We start from the raw sequence: 15,127 nt of genomic DNA on the forward strand, positions 1-15,127 counted from the left end.
CACGCGCTCGACGCCGCGACGGGGAGCGCCCCGCTCGGCCCGCCTTTGCTGGAAGTCGGCACCTGGCGCGGGCGCTCCACGCTCCTGATCGCCGACGCGGCGCGGGCCGCCGGGGTGACCGCGCTCGGCGGGGGCCACCACCGGGACCGAAGACGGCGGCAGGGGCCGGGTGGGTGTTCCCGGCGTGGTTATCCGAGGCCGAGGTGTGGGTCGGTGTCGGCGAGTTCGGCGCTGGCGGTCCACAGGCGGGCGGCGACCGCCTGGTCTGCCATGTGTGCGGGGACGGGCTCACGCCGTGGGGTGCCGCGCAGGCCGAAGATCCTCGGTCCCCACAGTTGTCCTCCTCGTACTTCCGGGTCGAGTACGGCGCGGACGACGGGCCATGCTCCGGCGTCCTTGCCCTGTACCAGGAGCGCGGAGGGCAGGGCGCGCAGGCGCTTGCCCGGGGTTGTCACGTTGATCGGGGGGCGGGACGGGGTGAGGGAGTCCAGGGCGCCGCCGGGGTGGGCCACCACGCTGAGTACCGTGCTGTTGACGGCACGCAGGCGGCGGTCGAGTGCGAAGCCGAAGGACATCTGGGCCAGCTTCGACCGGCCGTAGGTGCGCTTGGGCCGGTAGTCCCGGGTCGACTGCAGGTCGTCGAGGTCCAGTCGTTCGGAGCGTGCCGCGAAGCTTCCCACCGTGACGATGCGGGCCGCCGGTGCCGCGGACAGCAGGGGAGCCAGCCACTGGGTCAGCGCGAAGTGGCCGAGGTGGTTGGTGCCGAGCATCAGCTCGTGGCCGTCCTTGGTTTTCCGGCGCGGAGGGTCGTCGAGCGCCACCCCGGCGTTGTAGACCACCGCGTCGAGACGATCGAGGTCGAGTCCGTCAACGGAGGTCTTCAGGGACGACAGGTCGGCGAGGTTTAGTTCCAGATGGCGTACCCGCGCGCCGGGTACGCGTGAGCGGATCGAGGTCATGGCGGCCCCGGCCTTCGCCCGGTCCCGGCTGCCGAGTACGACGAGGGCGCCGGTGGTGGCGAGCTGCTCGGCGGCGAAGTAGCCGATCCCGGCGTTGCCTCCGGTGATGAGGACGGTCCTGTCCTCGGCGGGCGGCAGCCGGTGGACGTCCCACGGTCGGCTCTGGGATGCGGAAGACACGGTGCGGGCTCCTTGTGCTCTGGGGCGGCGTGCTCATGGGGAACTCGCCGGTCCTCACAAGGTCCCAGCCTTCACCGACATACCGCCGACAGATCACGCTCACCAGCAGCAGATCGCCGACACCTGTCCGGATCAGCGCGGCGCATCGGCGCACCGCCCCTCGGGTCCGGGTCCGGCGCGCGACGGCACGCCCGCTTTCCCGGCCCCGGACGGACACCACGGGTGCCGGAGACGGCGAGGTGTTCCGCGGTCCTTCCGCAGGTCAAGGCGTGTCACAGGTCCCGCGACACGTCCCGTACGCGTGTGTCCGGCGCGAGCGGCGGGCGGCCTCCTGGCGCTCGTCGTCGCGGACGGCTGGTCCATGGGAAGGCGCTGGAGCAGGGACTCCCCCGGGCTCCCTCGTTCCGGGAAAGCCCTGACCACGTACTGCGTCGCACCCGTTGACTCCCGGCCGGAGGGCTGTCAAGAATGCGCCTTGACAACGTTGTCCGAACGGAAGGCCCCCGCCGTGTCGCACCACCCCGCCCAGGTCGGCCGCCGCCGATTCCTCCAACTCCTCGCCGCCGGCGGCGCGCTGACCGCCCTGCCCCTCGGCGCCGGAGCGGCGCAGGCGGCAGCCGCCGGGCCCCTCGCCGGGACCGCGACGGCCCCCGACGACATCGCCGCCACCTACCTGCGTGTCCTCGCCCAGCACACCCGCTGGTCGGAGACCCAGTGGGACGCGGCCCGCGGCTACTACACGGACAAGGACTTCGGCTTCGCCGTCGTCCTCGGCAACGCCGTACTGCTCACTCACGGCCGTTACGACAGCGAACTGACCGGCATCGACCGTGACACGCTGCGGACGCGCACTCTGGCCACCATCCGCCACTTCGCCGCTTCCAACCGCCTCACCGGCGGCGACCAGTGGGGCCGCACACTCTTCTTCGACACCACTTTCCAGTCGTACTTCGTCATGGCCGCGAAGCTCCTGTGGTCCGAGCTGGACGGGACGACCCGAGGCCACGTCGACGCGCTCCTGCGCGGCCAGGCGGCGTACACGGACGGTCTCGGCACCGGGGACGACCCGGCCTCGGGCTCCTGGACCCCGCACGGTCTCACCGGTGGCTTCGAGGGCGACACCAAGCTGGAGGAGATGGGCGTCTACACGCAGTCGCTCGCGCCCGCGCTGGCGTGGGCCGATGACGACGCCCGGCACGGCGCGTGGAGCGACCGTTTCGGCACCTGGTCGCGCAACGAGGCCGGACTGCCGCCCGCCGACCTCGCCAACCCGGCCCTGGTGGACGGGGTGCCGGTCTCCCGCAACACCGCGCGGAACCTCTACGACACGTTCATCGTCGAGAACCACGGCTCCTTCGGCCCGCACTACCAGGAGGAGTTGTGGCGCACTTCGGGCCGCAACTCCTCGCACTTCCTCGCCGCGGGCACTCCGCTGCCGGAGGTGCTGACGAAGCAGCCCAACGCCGACCCGCTGTGGCAGACCCTGCTCGGCGTGATGAGCGACGCGGGCGAGCCGTTGATGCCGATGGTCAACGACCGCGAGCACCTCTACGGGCGCGATGTCATACCGCTCGCCTTCCTCGCGCGGGTGCGGGGTGACCGGGCCGCGGCCCGCGCCGAGGCCGAACTGGCCGCCCGCCTGGAGGCGTACCAGGAGTACGCGCCGCGCTACCGGCTCGCGAAGTTCTCGGGCGAGCCGAAGTACGAGCCCGAGGCGCGCGCCGAGATCGCCCTGAGCTACCTGCTGCACGTGTGGACGGTGCACACCCCGGTGAAGCCCCTCTCCCGGGAGGAGTTCTTCGCGCGGGCGGCCGGGGTGACGGACTTCGGCACCGGTCCCGGGCTCGTCTCGCACCAGTCCCCCGCGGCGTGGGCGGCGGCGGTCAGCAAGCCGGGCTTCGTGAAGTTCGCCTGGCAGCCGGCGCACGACGACTGGCTGTTCAAGCTCAGCGGCGGCACACCGATGTTCCTGCCCTCGACGGCGGGCAAGGTCTCGGGCCGCGCGGTGGAGACCTGGACCAAGGTGCGCGACGGCTTCGACGGCAGCGCGACGCTGCTCCGTCTCGACTCCGGCTGGGCGGGGTTCACGACGCTGGGTTCCGGCGCCGTCGTGTACGCGAGCAGTGGGACTGCGGCGGCCGAGGGGCACTTGGAGGTGTACAACCTGACGATGCCGGGGATGCCCGGCCTCGGCGGGGCCCGCACCTTCCGCTTCGCGGAGGGCTCGGTGAAGGTGGCGGCGCGGGACGGGGCGAGCGCCCCGGCGGCCGGCGGGCGCGTCGACACGCTCGACGTGCCGCGTACCACCGTGCGGCACCTGCGCATGCAGGGTGTGCGGCCCGATCCGACGTACGGCTACTCGCTGTTCGCCTTCGAGGCGCGCGCGGAGGCCGGTGGCGAGGACCTCGCGCGCGGCGGCACGGCGACGGCTTCCTCGGCGGCGTCGGGCATGGGGGCGCCGCTGGCGGTCGACGGTGACGGGGCGACGCGCTGGGCGGTGGCCACCGGGGACCGCAAGCGTGCCGACAGCTGGCTCGCGGTCGACCTGGGGGCCGCGCGGGAGGTCGCGGAGGTGACGCTGCGCTGGGAGGCCGCGGCCGGGCGCGGTTACCGCGTCCAGGGCTCGGCGGACGGGGAGCGGTGGGAGGATCTCGCCGTCTACCCGGTGGCGCGGGCGAGCAGCCACGGCGGCTGGCTCGACGTGGACGGCCGCGCCGGTCTCGTGGTGCGTGGGGCGGACCGGGAGCACCCCGTGTCCGTCTACGACGACGCGGTCGTCCTGAGTGACGGTCCCGCCGCTCCGGTCGTGATCGAGGGGTATCCCGGCGCCTCGCCGGCCCGGTTGCGGGCGCTGGCGGCGCGGAAGGCTCCCTCGGCCGAGCACGCGCAGGTGCGGGCGGCGTACGTGGAGGAGCACCTGAGTCTGTTCAACCTCTCCGCCGAGGAGGTTCGCACCCGGGTGTCGGTGCCTCAGGACGGTGCCGAGCGGTACGTCTTCGCGGGGACGCAGACCGTGACGCGGGACGGGATCGTCCACGAGAGCGAGCTGCCCGCGGCGAAGGCGCTGCTGCTGGCGCCGCGGTTCACGCTCGCGCCGGTCTCGGGCCGCGCACTGCCCGCCGGACTGCGGGTGAGCGTGGAGGACGGGGCCACCCTGCGGCTCTCGGGGGCCTCCTGCCGGGTGCGGGTGCGTGCGCAGGGCCGGACCGCGGTGGTGTCGGTGCGCTCCGGCAGCAGGCCGGTCGTGGTCAGGCTGCACGGAGCGACGGCGTACCCGGTGGACGATCTGGCGCTGGGCCGTACGGTCTTCCCCACGAGCCCGTTGCCCGCGGGCATGTCGGCGCCGTCCGCGGCGGTCGACGGGGACCCGGGCAGCTCGTGGCGGCCGGGGAAGGACGGGCGGCTCGTCGTGGACCTCGGCGCGGCGCTCCCGGTGCGGGAAATCGAGGCGGAGTGGACCGGCGGCGACGTCCCCGGCCTGCGTGTCGAGGGCAGTACCGATGGCATCGCCTACCGGGACTGGGGGCGCGCCTCCGGGCACGGCCGCACCCGTGCCCTGCGCGTCCGCGAGACCGCCCGGTACGTCGCGGTCCGGGTGGACGGCGGCGACGGGCGCCGGGCGGCGCGGCTGGTACGGCTCTCGGTGCGCTGACGGGCCGACCGCGCGCGTCCCACTCCGGACGGGCGCGCGGTACCCGGGGCTCGTGGGGAGGTGCTCGGCCTCTCCGCACGGGCCCCGGGGGGCGGCTCGCTCGGCCTCGGTGCGCGATCCCCGAGCGCGGCCAGGGGGTTTGGATAAAAGCCGGTACTTCTACCGCGGTGGGAGCGTGGTTTCCGGTCCACGCAGGGTGCGCACCGCGACGGCCTCGTGCGCGAGATACGTGCTCGGCGCCGCTCCCCGGCAGGTCAGGCGGTGTGGGGCGGTGCGGTGCGCGCGTACCTCGACCTCGCTGAGCGCCGGGTGCGGCGGTGTGCCCGCCACGCGTACGCGCCAGCCGTCGTCCGCGCGTTCCGTCCCGACGACCTCGTACGCGTGCCGGGCCGCGGGGCCGTGGCGGGCGAGGAGGGCGGCGACGGCGACCTGGGCGGGAGGGGGCAGGTCCGTGTAGCCGCGCAGGTGGGTGGCGGCCACGCGGTCCGCGAGGTGTTCCGCGAGCGTCGTCCCGGCCGAAGCCGCGTCGAGGTTCCCGTAGTACACGCCGTCGGGGAGGACGGCGACGTTGGCGGCGAAGCGGTCCCCGCCCACGTGGGTGCACTCCCACACGAGCCGCGGGTGGCGCGCGGCGAGGGCGGCGGCCACGGGGCGCCCCCGCACTGCGCAGCACACGTCGTGCAGCCCGTGCGCGCAGACGAGCACGACGGGTGGGTGCCCTGTCGTTCCCGGGCTGTGCAGGGCGTTCACGACGCCGTCGAGGTCCGCGTCCGCCTCCCACGTGCCCCAGGTCTGGCGGTGGGCTCCTCGGTCGTCGTGGTGGAGCACCGCCCAGCGGCGCGGCTCCGTGGCGCGGCGGCGGCCGGGGCGTCGCACGAGCAGGATGCGGGCCCGGCGCGTTTGTGCCGCCGCGAACACCCGTGCGGCAAGGGCGGGTTCGAGGCCGAGGCCCTCGAAGCCGTTCGGCGGCCAGCCTCCCGGGTGCTCGATCAGCACCCATACGCGCCCGTGCGGGGCTGTTCCCGCGAGCCCGTCGCCTCGCTCCCGCGCGGCCTCGGCGCAGAAGAACCGCGCCGGGTCCCCCGCCATCAGGGGGCGGCGGGGACGAGGACGCCCGCGCGCAGCAGACGGCGTACGAGAGCCGGTCCGAGGTCCCGCGTGGCGTGCGCCTCCCCGTCGAGCAGCCGGTGAACGGCCGGCAGGTCTGGGGGCGTGAGGTCGAGCCAGCCGGCGCGGGTCCACAGCCGTTCGCCGCTCAGGCGCGGCTCCAGCGCCTCGCGCAGCCGGACGTGGGTGTCGTCGGTGAGCGCGTCGAGTGCCGCGAGCTGGGCGAGCGGCCCGAGCGGGGCGGGGCGGCCCTGGCCGCGGCGGGTGCGCGCGAACAGCGGGGCCGGGTCGGCCGTGGTGAGTGCGGTGACGAGGCGCGCGCGGACCTCGTCCAGTTCCCCTTCGGGTCCGTCCACGCCGAGCGGGAGGGACGTGCGCATGGCGGGGTCCTCGCGCAGCGCGGCGAGGGCGGTCTCGGCGAGCTGGACGGCCAGGGCGTGCCGTGTCCAGGGGTGGACGCCGAGCGTCAGGTGCACGGAGACGGCGCCCTGGGCCACGGCGGAGTGCAGCCAGCCGCGCGGCAGGTAGAGCACGTCGCCCGGTTCCAGGACGGTGTCCAGGACGGGCGCCCCGGAGGCGGCCTCGGCGACGGCGGCCCGGTGCCCGGTCCACGGCTGCTCGCGGGTGGGCGCGGTGACGACGGGTTCGTGGATGAGCCAGCGCTTGGTGCCGGTGATCTGGAGGACGAAGACGTCGTGCACGTCGTAGTGGGCGTCGAAGCCCTGGTTCTGGGGCGGGGTGACGTACGCGTTGGCCTGCACCGGGTGGCCCAGCTCCGTGGCGAGCCGCGAGGTGAAGGTGCCGACCGGCTCCCAGGTGCGGTGCAGCGCTTGGAGCACGAGCGTGGCGCCGTCCGCGAAGGCGCGCCACAGCGCGGTGTCGTCGAGCTGGTCGGCGATGGTGGCGCCGACGCCGCCCGGGGCGGTGAAGGACGGCTCGGGGAGCGTGGCCCCGTCCTTGGCGACACGCAGGAACGGGGTGCGCAGCCCGCGCTGGGAGACCAGCTCGTCCACGGCGGCGGACGAGAAGATGTCCGAGAAGTCGCCGGCCCCGCGGGTGAGCGAGGGCAGCCGTCCCCACACCTCGCGCGCGAACTCCTCACGGCCGAGGCCGGTCAGACACGACTCCAGGACGCCGGCGTCCGCACGGACACCGGCGTCCCGGACCACACCGTTCCCCTCAGGGCTCAAGAGCCCTCGGCCGCGCCGTCGGCGCCGCCGTCGTGGACGCCGGGCTTACCCGCCGCGCCACCGTCAGCGGGACCTTCGGCCCCGCCGTCCGCACCGCCGTCGTGGACGCCGGGCTTACCGGCGGCGCCACCGTCGGCCGGACCTTCGGCCGCGCCGTCGGCGCCGCCGTCGTGCACACCGGGGGTACCGGCCGCGCCACCGTCCGCGGGGCCCTCCGCCGCACCGTCCGCGCCGCCGTCGTGTACACCGGGCGTGCCCGCCGCGCCGCCGTCGGCCGGGCCTTCCTGCTGGTCCTCGGGCTTGCTCATGCTGCCTCCTGGAAGTCGCGCGGACCGCGCGGACGCGGACGTTCTCCGGTCAGGTGAATCCCTCCCGGCTCCCAACCTCGCCCACGGGCCGCCGACCGGCAACCGGAGGCCCGGGGGCGTGCGCGGCGCCTCCAGGGGTACGGGGGGTGCCTGGGTGGTGGTCGTCCCGGCCGGGCACGTGTGCGCCGGAACGGCGGAGCGGCTCCGCCGTCGCTTCTCGGCCGGAATCAGGTGGGTACGTACATGGATCTGTCGGGCACGGACCTGACGTACGGGCTGCTCGGTCTCGGGGCGCTCGGGGCGGCGACGCTGCCGACGCTGCTGAGACGGTGGGCCGTCTCGGTGCCCATGGTCTTCCTCGGCCTGGGCTTCGTCGTGTTCCTGTTGCCGCTCGATCCTTTGCCCTCGCTGGACCCCGTCGGCTCGGCCCCCGTGGTCGAGCACTTCACGGAGGTGTGCGTGCTCGTGGCCCTCATGGGCGCGGGACTGGCCATCAACAGGCCGTTCGGCAGGCGCACGTGGGCCAGTACCTGGCGGCTGCTGGGCGTGGCCATGCCGGTGACCGTCCTGGCCGCCGCCGCGGCCGGGTGGGGCTTGCTGGGCTGGGCCCCCGCCGTGGCGCTCCTGCTGGCGGGGATTCTCGCCCCCACCGATCCGGTGCTCGCCGGGGAGGTGCGGGTGGGGGAGCCGACCGACGCCGAGTTCGACGAGGACGAGACGCGCTTCGCGCTCACCAGCGAGGCCGGGCTCAACGACGGGCTGGCCTTTCCCTTCGTCATGGCCGCCCTGGCCCTGTCCGCCGCCTCGGCGACCGGCTGGTCCGGGGCCTGGGTGGGGCACTGGCTCGGCTACGACGTGCTGCTGCGGATCGTGGTCGGCGTACTCGCCGGAACGGGGATGGGCGCCCTGCTCGGCAGGGTCGTCTTCCGGGCCCGCCCCACCGCGTTGCGCGTCTCGGAGCGCAGCGAGGGCTTCGTCGCGCTCGCCGTGGCGTTCGGTGCCTACGGCCTGACCGAAGTGCTGCACGGCTACGGCTTCCTCGCGGTCTTCGCGACCGCTGTGAGCCTGCGGTCGGCGGAGCGCGCGCACGGCTACCACCGGGTGATGCACTCGTTCATGGACCAGATCGAGCGACTGCTGACCGCCGCCGTCCTCTTCCTCGTCGGCGGGTTCCTCGCCCAGGGCGGTTTCGCCGCCCTCACCTGGCGGGGGGCGGTCTTCGGCCTGCTCCTGGTGCTCGTGATCCGTCCCGTCACCGGATACCTCTCGCTGCGCTCCGCTCCGGCCGCCCCGCGCGAACGGGCCGTCACCGCGTTCTTCGGGATTCGCGGCATCGGTTCGTTCTTCTATCTCTCCTACGCCCTCGGTCACGGCCATGTGGCCGCCCCGGCGGCCGAGTTGTGGGCCACCGTGACCTTCACGGTGGTGGTGTCGGTGCTGCTCCACGGCATCCTCGCGACGCCGGTCGTGCGCTACCTCGATCGGCGCGAGGCGCGTGCCGCGGCGGAGGCGTCGGAGGCCGGGGCGGAGGCGTCGGAGGCCGGGGCGGATGCCGCGGAGGCCGGGGCGTCCGCACCGGAGAAGGAGTCGCGTTCCGCCGGGCGCTGAGGGCCGGTCGGCTCAGCCGGTCGCGCGAGGGGGCGGCGGGTGCTCACGGTGGCTGGGTCGAGGCCGTCCAGTCCGCACGCGCCGCGACGGCCGTCCGCCATGGGCGCAGGGTTTTCGGCGGAAGGCCGAAGGACAACGCGCCGACGAGCGTCCGCCCCTTGCGGTAGGCGACGAGGAAGCGCCCGTCGGCCGGGTCCCCCGCGACCACCCGGGCCTCCTCGTGGTCGCGGAGGTGCCCGTATGCCTGGACCCGGATTCCGTACTGGTCCGTCCAGAAGTAGGGGACGGGGGCGAACGGGCGGGCGGGCTCGGGGTGGAGCAGGTGGCGGGCGGCGGCCATGGCCTGCTCGGCGGCGTTGGTGCGGTGTTCGAGGCGCATCGACGTCCCGAACAGCGGGTTGTGCCAGCGTGCCACGTCCCCGGCCGCGTAGACGCCCGGGGCGGCGGAGTTGTACGCGTCGCACACGACGCCGTCGTCGAGGCGCAGTCCGCTGCCGGTGAGCCAGTCGGTGGCGGGCTCGGAGCCGATGGCCACGAGGACGTCGTCGGCGGGCACGGTCGTCGCGTCCGAGAGCCGGACCCCGGTGAGACGTCCGGCCGCGGTCTCGACCCCGGTCACCGCCGTGCCCGTGCGCAGGTCCACGCCGTGCCCGCGGTGCAGCCGCGCGATGTGGGCGCCGACCTGGTGGCCGACGACGCGGGCGAGCGGGACCGGGGCCGGTTCCACGAGGGTGACGCGGGCGCCGAGGGCGCGCGCCGAGGAGGCGACCTCCGAGCCGAGGAATCCCGCACCGACGATGACGAGCCGACTGTCGGCGGCGAGCCGTTCCCGCAGGGCGAGGGCGTCCTCCAGGTGGCGCAGCACGTGCGTGCCGGGCAGCCCGCACCAGGGCAGGCGCCGGGGCCGTACGCCCGTCGCGATCAGGACGGCGTCCCAGCCGATGTCCTCGCCGTCCATGAGGGTCACGGTGCGGGAGGCCGGTGACAGGGCGGTCGCGGCGGTGCCGAGGCGCAGGTCCAGGCCGAGGGCGGCCACTTCCTCGGGATGCCGCAGCCGCGTGCGCGCGGCCGTCCACTCCCCCGCGAGGACCTGCTTGGAGAGCGGCGGGCGGTCGTAGGGAAGGTGCGGTTCCTTGCCGAGCAGGGTGAGGGCGCCGTCGTATCCCTCCCGGCGCAGGGTCTCGGCGGCGGTGAGGCCCGCCGCCGAGGCGCCGACCACGACGATGCGGCGCGGCGCACGGGTTGCGGTCACCTCGGCGCCAGGCGGATGGCGGCGGCGGGACAGACGGCGGCCGACTCGCGTACGTCGTCGTGGTGCTCGGGGGACGGATCGGCGTCGAGCAGTTCGACGATGCCGTCGTCGTCCTGGTCGAAGACGTCGGGTGCCAGCAGGACGCACTGCCCGGACGCGACGCACTTGGGCTGATCGACTTCCACGTGCATGGCGGACTCGCTTTCGTGGGCGCGGGAGGGGTTCACCAGGTGACGGGCAGTTCGTAGACGCCGAAGATGGCGCCGTCGTGCTTGAACTCCAGCCGCTCGATGTCCGTGGCTAGGGCGAGGGTGGGCACGCGGCGGTACAGCGTGCTGTAGACGACCTGGAGTTCCATCCGGGCGAGCGGCTGGCCGAGGCACTGGTGGACGCCGAAGCCGAAGGCGACGTGGCGTCGGGCGTCGCGGCCGAGGTCGAGCCGGTCCGGGTCGGGGAAGACCTCCGGGTCGCGGTTGGCGGTCTCACCGGCCAGGACGATGCCGTCGCCCGCCTTGATCGTCACGCCCGCGTACGTGATGTCCTCCAGCGCGACGCGGCGGCGCCCGCTGTGCACGATGCTCAGGTAGCGCAGGAGTTCCTCGACGGCGGCGGCGACCGTCTTGGGGTCGTCGGCCGCGCGGAGCACGTCGAGCTGGTCCGGGTTCCGCAGGAGCGCGAGGGTGCCCAGAGCGATCATGTTCGCGGTGGTCTCGTGGCCGGCGGCGAGCAGCAGCACGCCCATCCGGGCCGCTTGCTGCCGGGTGAGCTGTCCCGTGGCCACCTGCCGCGTGGCGATGTCGGACAGCAGGTCCTCCTCCGGGTGCGCCTGCTTCTCGGCGAGCAAAGCGTCGAGGTAGTCCGTGAGGGCGGCGGAGGCGGCGGATACGTCCTCCGGCGCGGAGGAACGGCGGACGAGCACCTTGGTGTGGCGCTGGAAGAGGCCGTGGTCCGCGTAGGGGACGCCGAGCAGGGCGCAGATGACCAGGCTCGGCACGGGCAGTGCGAACGCCTGCACCAGGTCGACCGGCTTCGGCCCCGCGAGCAGGTCGTCGATCAGGTCGTCCGCGATCCGCTGCACTTCGGGCCGCAGCGCCTGCATCTTGCGGATGGCGAACGGGGCGGTGACCATCCGGCGCATGCGGGAGTGCTCCGGGTCGTCCATGTTGATGAACGAACGCCGGACCTCGCTGCCCGCCTTGGAGCCGGGGCTGATGTGGGGGAAGCCGGAGCGCGTGACGTCGGAGCTGACGCGCGGGTCCGCGAGGAGGGCGCGCACCTGGTCGTGCCGGGTGACGAGCCAGGGGGTGCTGCCGTCCCAGATGCGCACCCGGGACAAGGTGGCCTCCGTCTGCCTGGCCCGCAGGGCCTCGGGCGGGTCGAAGGGACACCGGGCGGCCCGGGGCATGGGGAACTCGGTGAGATCATCCGGTGCGTGCGACACGGTCTCGGTCATACCTGCCTCCGCGAAGTGAGGGGTGGTGCCGTGGGCGGGATGCCGTGGTGGGGGTCCCGTGTCCCGAATCCTCACAACAATAGATGCCTGGGGCAACCAGTTGGCCGGAAGGAGCCCTTCCGCAGGAGCGTGATCGAGTCAGCCCCCGCATTCTCGCGGCGTCTCGGCCCCCGCGGCACGGAGACCGCCGGTCGCAGCGGGCGTTGGCGGGGGGGGGAGCAGGGGACGGTGGCGCGCGGCCCGTCCGGGCCTTGAACTCGTTCGCGTCGCGCGCCGGCCGGGCGTGGGGCCGCCGGCGCCGCTCGGCGACCGGCAGGAAGGGGCCCCGCGCGTCGACAAGGGGCCCCTCGGAGCCACCACCGGACCTGCCCGCCGATCCCCGGAGCGGATACCGCCACATTGACCGGAAGCGAGCAATCCTCAACGCCGTTACCGAGTGCGAGGGCACCAAAACCGGTTGTAAGGGCCAAGAAAGCGCCATCCCCCGAATCAGCCCAGGCCCCGGCGGCGGGAGGGGGAATCCGGCGGCCTCAACGGTGCCCCCTCGCGGGGGGGCTCACTCGCTCTGCCGGAGCGCATCAGCGATCGGCTGCCCGTCCCGAACGGAGGTGACGGCACGCACGCGCCGCTGTGCGTCTCGGCGGGTGCGAGGGACCGCGCGGCTCAGCCCTCCCGGTGGACGCGGCGGATGCGGACGGGGCCACGTGCCTCGGCCGCGTCGACGGGGCGGCCTCCCTGAGTGATCTCCACCTCGCCCGCGGCCACCAGGCGCCGCGCCGCCCGGCGGGCCGGCTCCATGAGGGCGCGCCACCCGTCGTCGTCTCCGTCGTGGACGGCGCGCGCGGCGTCGGAGGGGCAGATGGTCGCGCCGGGGGCGCGGCGGTCCAGCAACGCGAGGATGGTCCGTTCCAGTTTCCGGTCCGTCTGCCGTCCGGTCTTGGTCATGCCTTCAGTCTGGCACCGCTCAGCGGGCGGCGACGCGTCGTACGCAGAGCACGCAGACGAAGGCGAGGACGAGGGCGAGGACGAGGCACAGGGCGGTTTCGGCGAGGTGGAGGGGGAGGAACTGGGCGGGGCGGAGGTCGCGGGTGTACGGGCCGCGGATGCCGTGGGCGTGCAGGCAGGCCGACTGCGGGTTGCCGGGGTAGGGCGAGGGGCAGGGCGCGTGGGGTGTCAGGGTGCCGTCGGTGCGCAGATAACCGCCGCCGAGGTGCCACGTGTTCGGGGGCAGCGGGGGGTAGTCCACGGTCGGGGCCGGGCGGACCCCCGCCGGGAGCAAGCGGGGGCGCAGCCACCGCAGGGCGGTGCGCAGCGCCCAGGCCGCGGCGGCGCCGACGGCGACGGCCGGGACGACGCGGCGCAGGAGCAGGCCCGCGGTGGCGCCGGTCAGCAGGGCGAGCAGGAGGTGGGCGATCCCGACCGTGCCCGTGTACTCGAAGAACGGCCAGTCGTTTCCGGCGGCGAGCTGGCGCCAGGCGACTTCCTGGGAGCCGGTCGTGGCCCGTCCGTGCCACACGGTGGACCACCACCAGCTGACGGGGGCGGTGATCAGGAGCGCGGCGACCGCGGTGACGGCGGAGGCGACGAGGAGCTTGGCGACGACCCACTCGGCCCGGCCGATGGACTGCGTCCAGGCGAGACGGTGGGTGCCGCGCTCGATGTCCTGGGCGAACAGGGGTGCTCCGAGCAGGGCGGCGACCACCAGGGGGAGGCTGTTCAGTACGGCCGGGGCGCGGTGGAGGACGGTGCGCACGGCGTCCGGCACGGGTCGCCCGCAGAAAGGGTCAGGGCCGCAGTGCCCCGCGTAGGACGCGACGCCGGTCACGAGGAGGTGGTGCTGCCAGGCGGCCCAGGCCCCGGCGAGGGCTGCGAGGGCCAGGGTCGCGAGGTAGAAGACCCGGTGCTGGCGCCAGACGAGCCACAGGGCGCCCGCGGGGCGCGGGAGCGGGAGGGGGACGTGCCGGGGGGAGGTCCACGTGAGGAAGCGGCCCGCCGTGCTCATGCGCCGCTCCCGTCGGCGGTGCTGCGGGAGCGGCCGGACTGTCGCTGAGCCGTGGCGGCGGGGGGTCCGGCCGGGGCGAGCAGGGGGGTGGCGTCGGGGCTGCGGAGGTAGGCGAGGAGGATCTCGTCGAGTGCGGGCGGGGTGGTGCGTACGGCGGCGGGCAGGGAGGTCGGCAGCCGGAGGAGCGCGGCTGCCGAGCGGCCGGAGAGGCGGGTCTCGACCACGGTGGCGCCGTCCGGGCCGAAGGGCCGCGGCGGTTCCGCGTCCCGTGCGTCCCGTGTGTACGTGACGAGGGTGTGCGCCGCCTGGACGAAGTCGGTGTCGTCGGCGATCAGCATGCGCCCGCGGGCCATCAGCAGCACGTAGTCGCAGACCAGGTGCAGTTCGGCGAGGATGTGCGAGGACATCACGACGGTGGTGCCGTGTTCGGCGGCGGTTCTCATCAGGGCGGCCATCATGGTGTGGCGCCGCAGGGGGTCGAGGTCGGCCATCGGCTCGTCGAGGAGGAGCAGGTCGGGCCGCTTGCCGAGGGCCAGGGCGAGGGCGAGGCAGGTGCGCTGGCCGCCGGAGAGCCTGCTGACGCGTTCGCGCGGGGGGATGTCCGACTCGCGGACGAGGGCGGAGGCTTCGGCCTCGTCCCAGCCGGGGTTCAGCTCGCGGCCCAGCCGGAGGGTCTCGGCGACGGTGAAGGAGCCGTGCAGGGGCCGGTCCTGGAGCAGGACGCCGACGCGGGGCAGGACCTCGCGCGAGCCGGGCCGGTGGCCCAGTACGCGGAGGGTGCCCTCGGCGGGGTCGGACAGGCCGGCGGCGAGGGCGAGCAAAGAGGTCTTCCCGTCGCCGTTGGGGCCGACGAGTCCGGCGATCCGGCCGCGCGGGACCTCGAAGTCGCAGCGGCGCAGGGTCCAGCCGTCGTGCGCGCGCAGTCCGAGGTCCACCGCTTTCAGGGCCGGTGGTGGTATGTCCCCCTGCGGGGCGGGGGCGGGGGTGCGGTCACTCATCGGTCCTCGCTCGGCTGTGCGCGGGCCGCGCGGCCTCGCGGGGGTAGCACGCGTCCAGTTCCGCGGCGACCAGTGCGGCGACGTCCTCGCGGTCGAGTCCGGCCTCGCGCGCTTCGGTCATCCATGTCCGCAGTCCTTCGCGCAGCGGTGAGCCGCCCGCGGCGCCGGGCTGGGCGAGCGAGCGGCGTACGAAGGTCCCGACGCCCTGCCGGGAGTCGACGAGCCCTTCGCGCTCCAGCTCGCGGTACGCCTTGAACACGGTGTTGGGGTTGATGGCCGTGGTGGCCACCACCTGGGCCGCCGTGGGCAGTTTGTCGCCGGGGGCCAGGTGTCCCAGTCTCAGGGCCTGCCTGACCTGTTGCGCGATCTGCTGGTAGGCGGCGACGCCGCTGTGCCGCTCGATGCGGAACTCCATGAT

13 protein-coding genes and 1 pseudogene are annotated in these 15,127 nt (G+C 74.6%); 3 read left to right on the plus strand and 11 right to left on the minus strand.

The window, feature by feature from the left end; translation table 11 throughout:
- Positions 1-9: 9 nt before the first annotated feature.
- A pseudogene (locus tag STTU_RS35130) lies at positions 10-171 on the plus strand (class I SAM-dependent methyltransferase); the annotation flags it as partial.
- Between the two features lie 17 nt (positions 172-188).
- Here the strand turns inward: STTU_RS35130 and STTU_RS00080 are convergent.
- Positions 189-1,139 (minus strand): SDR family NAD(P)-dependent oxidoreductase, encoded by a 951-nt coding sequence (locus STTU_RS00080; protein WP_007818586.1) that lies wholly within the window; start codon positions 1,137-1,139, stop codon positions 189-191.
- Between the two features lie 508 nt (positions 1,140-1,647).
- On the opposite strand from STTU_RS00080, the gene STTU_RS00085 reads away from it, so the two are divergent.
- Entirely contained in the window at positions 1,648-4,791 is a 3,144-nt protein-coding gene (locus STTU_RS00085; protein ID WP_043253602.1) for a discoidin domain-containing protein, read from the plus strand.
- A gap of 159 nt (positions 4,792-4,950) precedes the next feature.
- Here the strand turns inward: STTU_RS00085 and STTU_RS00090 are convergent, their stop codons facing one another.
- The 3 genes from STTU_RS00090 to STTU_RS00100 are packed head-to-tail and all read right to left on the minus strand — an operon-like array spanning position 4,951 to position 7,396.
- Positions 4,951-5,880, minus strand: a complete 930-nt coding sequence (locus tag STTU_RS00090) for a sucrase ferredoxin (RefSeq protein WP_007818588.1) — start codon at positions 5,878-5,880, stop codon at positions 4,951-4,953.
- Positions 5,880-7,067: a cupin domain-containing protein gene (locus STTU_RS00095; RefSeq protein ID WP_007818589.1), complete on the minus strand. Its 1,188-nt coding sequence runs from the start codon at positions 7,065-7,067 to the stop codon at positions 5,880-5,882. The genes STTU_RS00090 and STTU_RS00095 overlap by 1 nt, the downstream gene beginning before the upstream one ends.
- A 17-nt stretch (positions 7,068-7,084) precedes the next feature.
- On the minus strand, positions 7,085-7,396 hold the full coding sequence (locus tag STTU_RS00100; RefSeq protein ID WP_007818590.1) for a hypothetical protein: 312 nt from the start codon (positions 7,394-7,396) through the stop codon (positions 7,085-7,087).
- A 243-nt stretch (positions 7,397-7,639) separates the two neighbouring features.
- Here STTU_RS00100 and STTU_RS00105 point away from each other — a divergent pair, with 243 nt between their 5' ends.
- Positions 7,640-9,004, plus strand: a complete 1,365-nt coding sequence (locus tag STTU_RS00105; RefSeq protein WP_199784988.1) for a cation:proton antiporter — start codon at positions 7,640-7,642, stop codon at positions 9,002-9,004.
- A 43-nt stretch (positions 9,005-9,047) separates the two neighbouring features.
- On the opposite strand, the gene STTU_RS00110 is transcribed toward STTU_RS00105, so the two are convergent.
- The 7 genes from STTU_RS00110 to STTU_RS00140 form a co-directional block, all read right to left on the minus strand.
- Positions 9,048-10,256 (minus strand): NAD(P)/FAD-dependent oxidoreductase, encoded by a 1,209-nt coding sequence (locus tag STTU_RS00110; protein WP_199784989.1) that lies wholly within the window; start codon positions 10,254-10,256, stop codon positions 9,048-9,050.
- Entirely contained in the window at positions 10,253-10,447 is a 195-nt protein-coding gene (locus STTU_RS00115) for a ferredoxin (protein ID WP_007818593.1), read from the minus strand. The genes STTU_RS00110 and STTU_RS00115 overlap by 4 nt, the downstream gene beginning before the upstream one ends.
- Positions 10,448-10,479: 32 nt before the next feature.
- Positions 10,480-11,709 carry a cytochrome P450 gene (locus tag STTU_RS00120; RefSeq protein ID WP_007818595.1) on the minus strand — a complete coding sequence of 410 codons (1,230 nt, stop codon included), beginning with the start codon at positions 11,707-11,709 and terminating at the stop codon, positions 10,480-10,482.
- Between the two features lie 663 nt (positions 11,710-12,372).
- Positions 12,373-12,654, minus strand: coding sequence for a DUF3253 domain-containing protein (locus STTU_RS00125; RefSeq protein WP_007818596.1), 282 nt, complete (start codon positions 12,652-12,654; stop codon positions 12,373-12,375).
- 19 nt (positions 12,655-12,673) lie between these two features.
- Positions 12,674-13,711 carry an ABC transporter permease subunit gene (locus tag STTU_RS00130; protein WP_043253604.1) on the minus strand — a complete coding sequence of 346 codons (1,038 nt, stop codon included), beginning with the start codon at positions 13,709-13,711 and terminating at the stop codon, positions 12,674-12,676.
- Positions 13,708-14,646 carry an ATP-binding cassette domain-containing protein gene (locus tag STTU_RS00135; RefSeq protein WP_007818598.1) on the minus strand — a complete coding sequence of 313 codons (939 nt, stop codon included), beginning with the start codon at positions 14,644-14,646 and terminating at the stop codon, positions 13,708-13,710. Before STTU_RS00135 ends, STTU_RS00130 begins: the two co-directional genes overlap by 4 nt.
- A gap of 55 nt (positions 14,647-14,701) precedes the next feature.
- Positions 14,702-15,124 (minus strand): GntR family transcriptional regulator, encoded by a 423-nt coding sequence (locus STTU_RS00140; protein ID WP_007818599.1) that lies wholly within the window; start codon positions 15,122-15,124, stop codon positions 14,702-14,704.
- Between the last annotated feature and the right edge of the window lie 3 nt (positions 15,125-15,127).

The sequence above is a fragment of the Streptomyces sp. Tu6071 genome, from assembly GCF_000213055.1.
Taxonomy (GTDB): Bacteria; Actinomycetota; Actinomycetes; order Streptomycetales; family Streptomycetaceae; genus Streptomyces; species Streptomyces evansiae.

Coding starts and splice junctions, on each gene's coding strand:
- STTU_RS00120 (WP_007818595.1), bottom strand. CDS start 11,709: ATGACCGAGACCGTGTCGCACGCACCGGATGATCTCACCGAGTTCCCC.
- STTU_RS00140 (WP_007818599.1), bottom strand. CDS start 15,124: ATGGAGTTCCGCATCGAGCGGCACAGCGGCGTCGCCGCCTACCAGCAG.
- STTU_RS00105 (WP_199784988.1), top strand. CDS start 7,640: ATGGATCTGTCGGGCACGGACCTGACGTACGGGCTGCTCGGTCTCGGG.
- STTU_RS00125 (WP_007818596.1), bottom strand. CDS start 12,654: ATGACCAAGACCGGACGGCAGACGGACCGGAAACTGGAACGGACCATC.
- STTU_RS00115 (WP_007818593.1), bottom strand. CDS start 10,447: ATGCACGTGGAAGTCGATCAGCCCAAGTGCGTCGCGTCCGGGCAGTGC.
- STTU_RS00130 (WP_043253604.1), bottom strand. CDS start 13,711: ATGAGCACGGCGGGCCGCTTCCTCACGTGGACCTCCCCCCGGCACGTC.
- STTU_RS00090 (WP_007818588.1), bottom strand. CDS start 5,880: ATGGCGGGGGACCCGGCGCGGTTCTTCTGCGCCGAGGCCGCGCGGGAG.
- STTU_RS00100 (WP_007818590.1), bottom strand. CDS start 7,396: ATGAGCAAGCCCGAGGACCAGCAGGAAGGCCCGGCCGACGGCGGCGCG.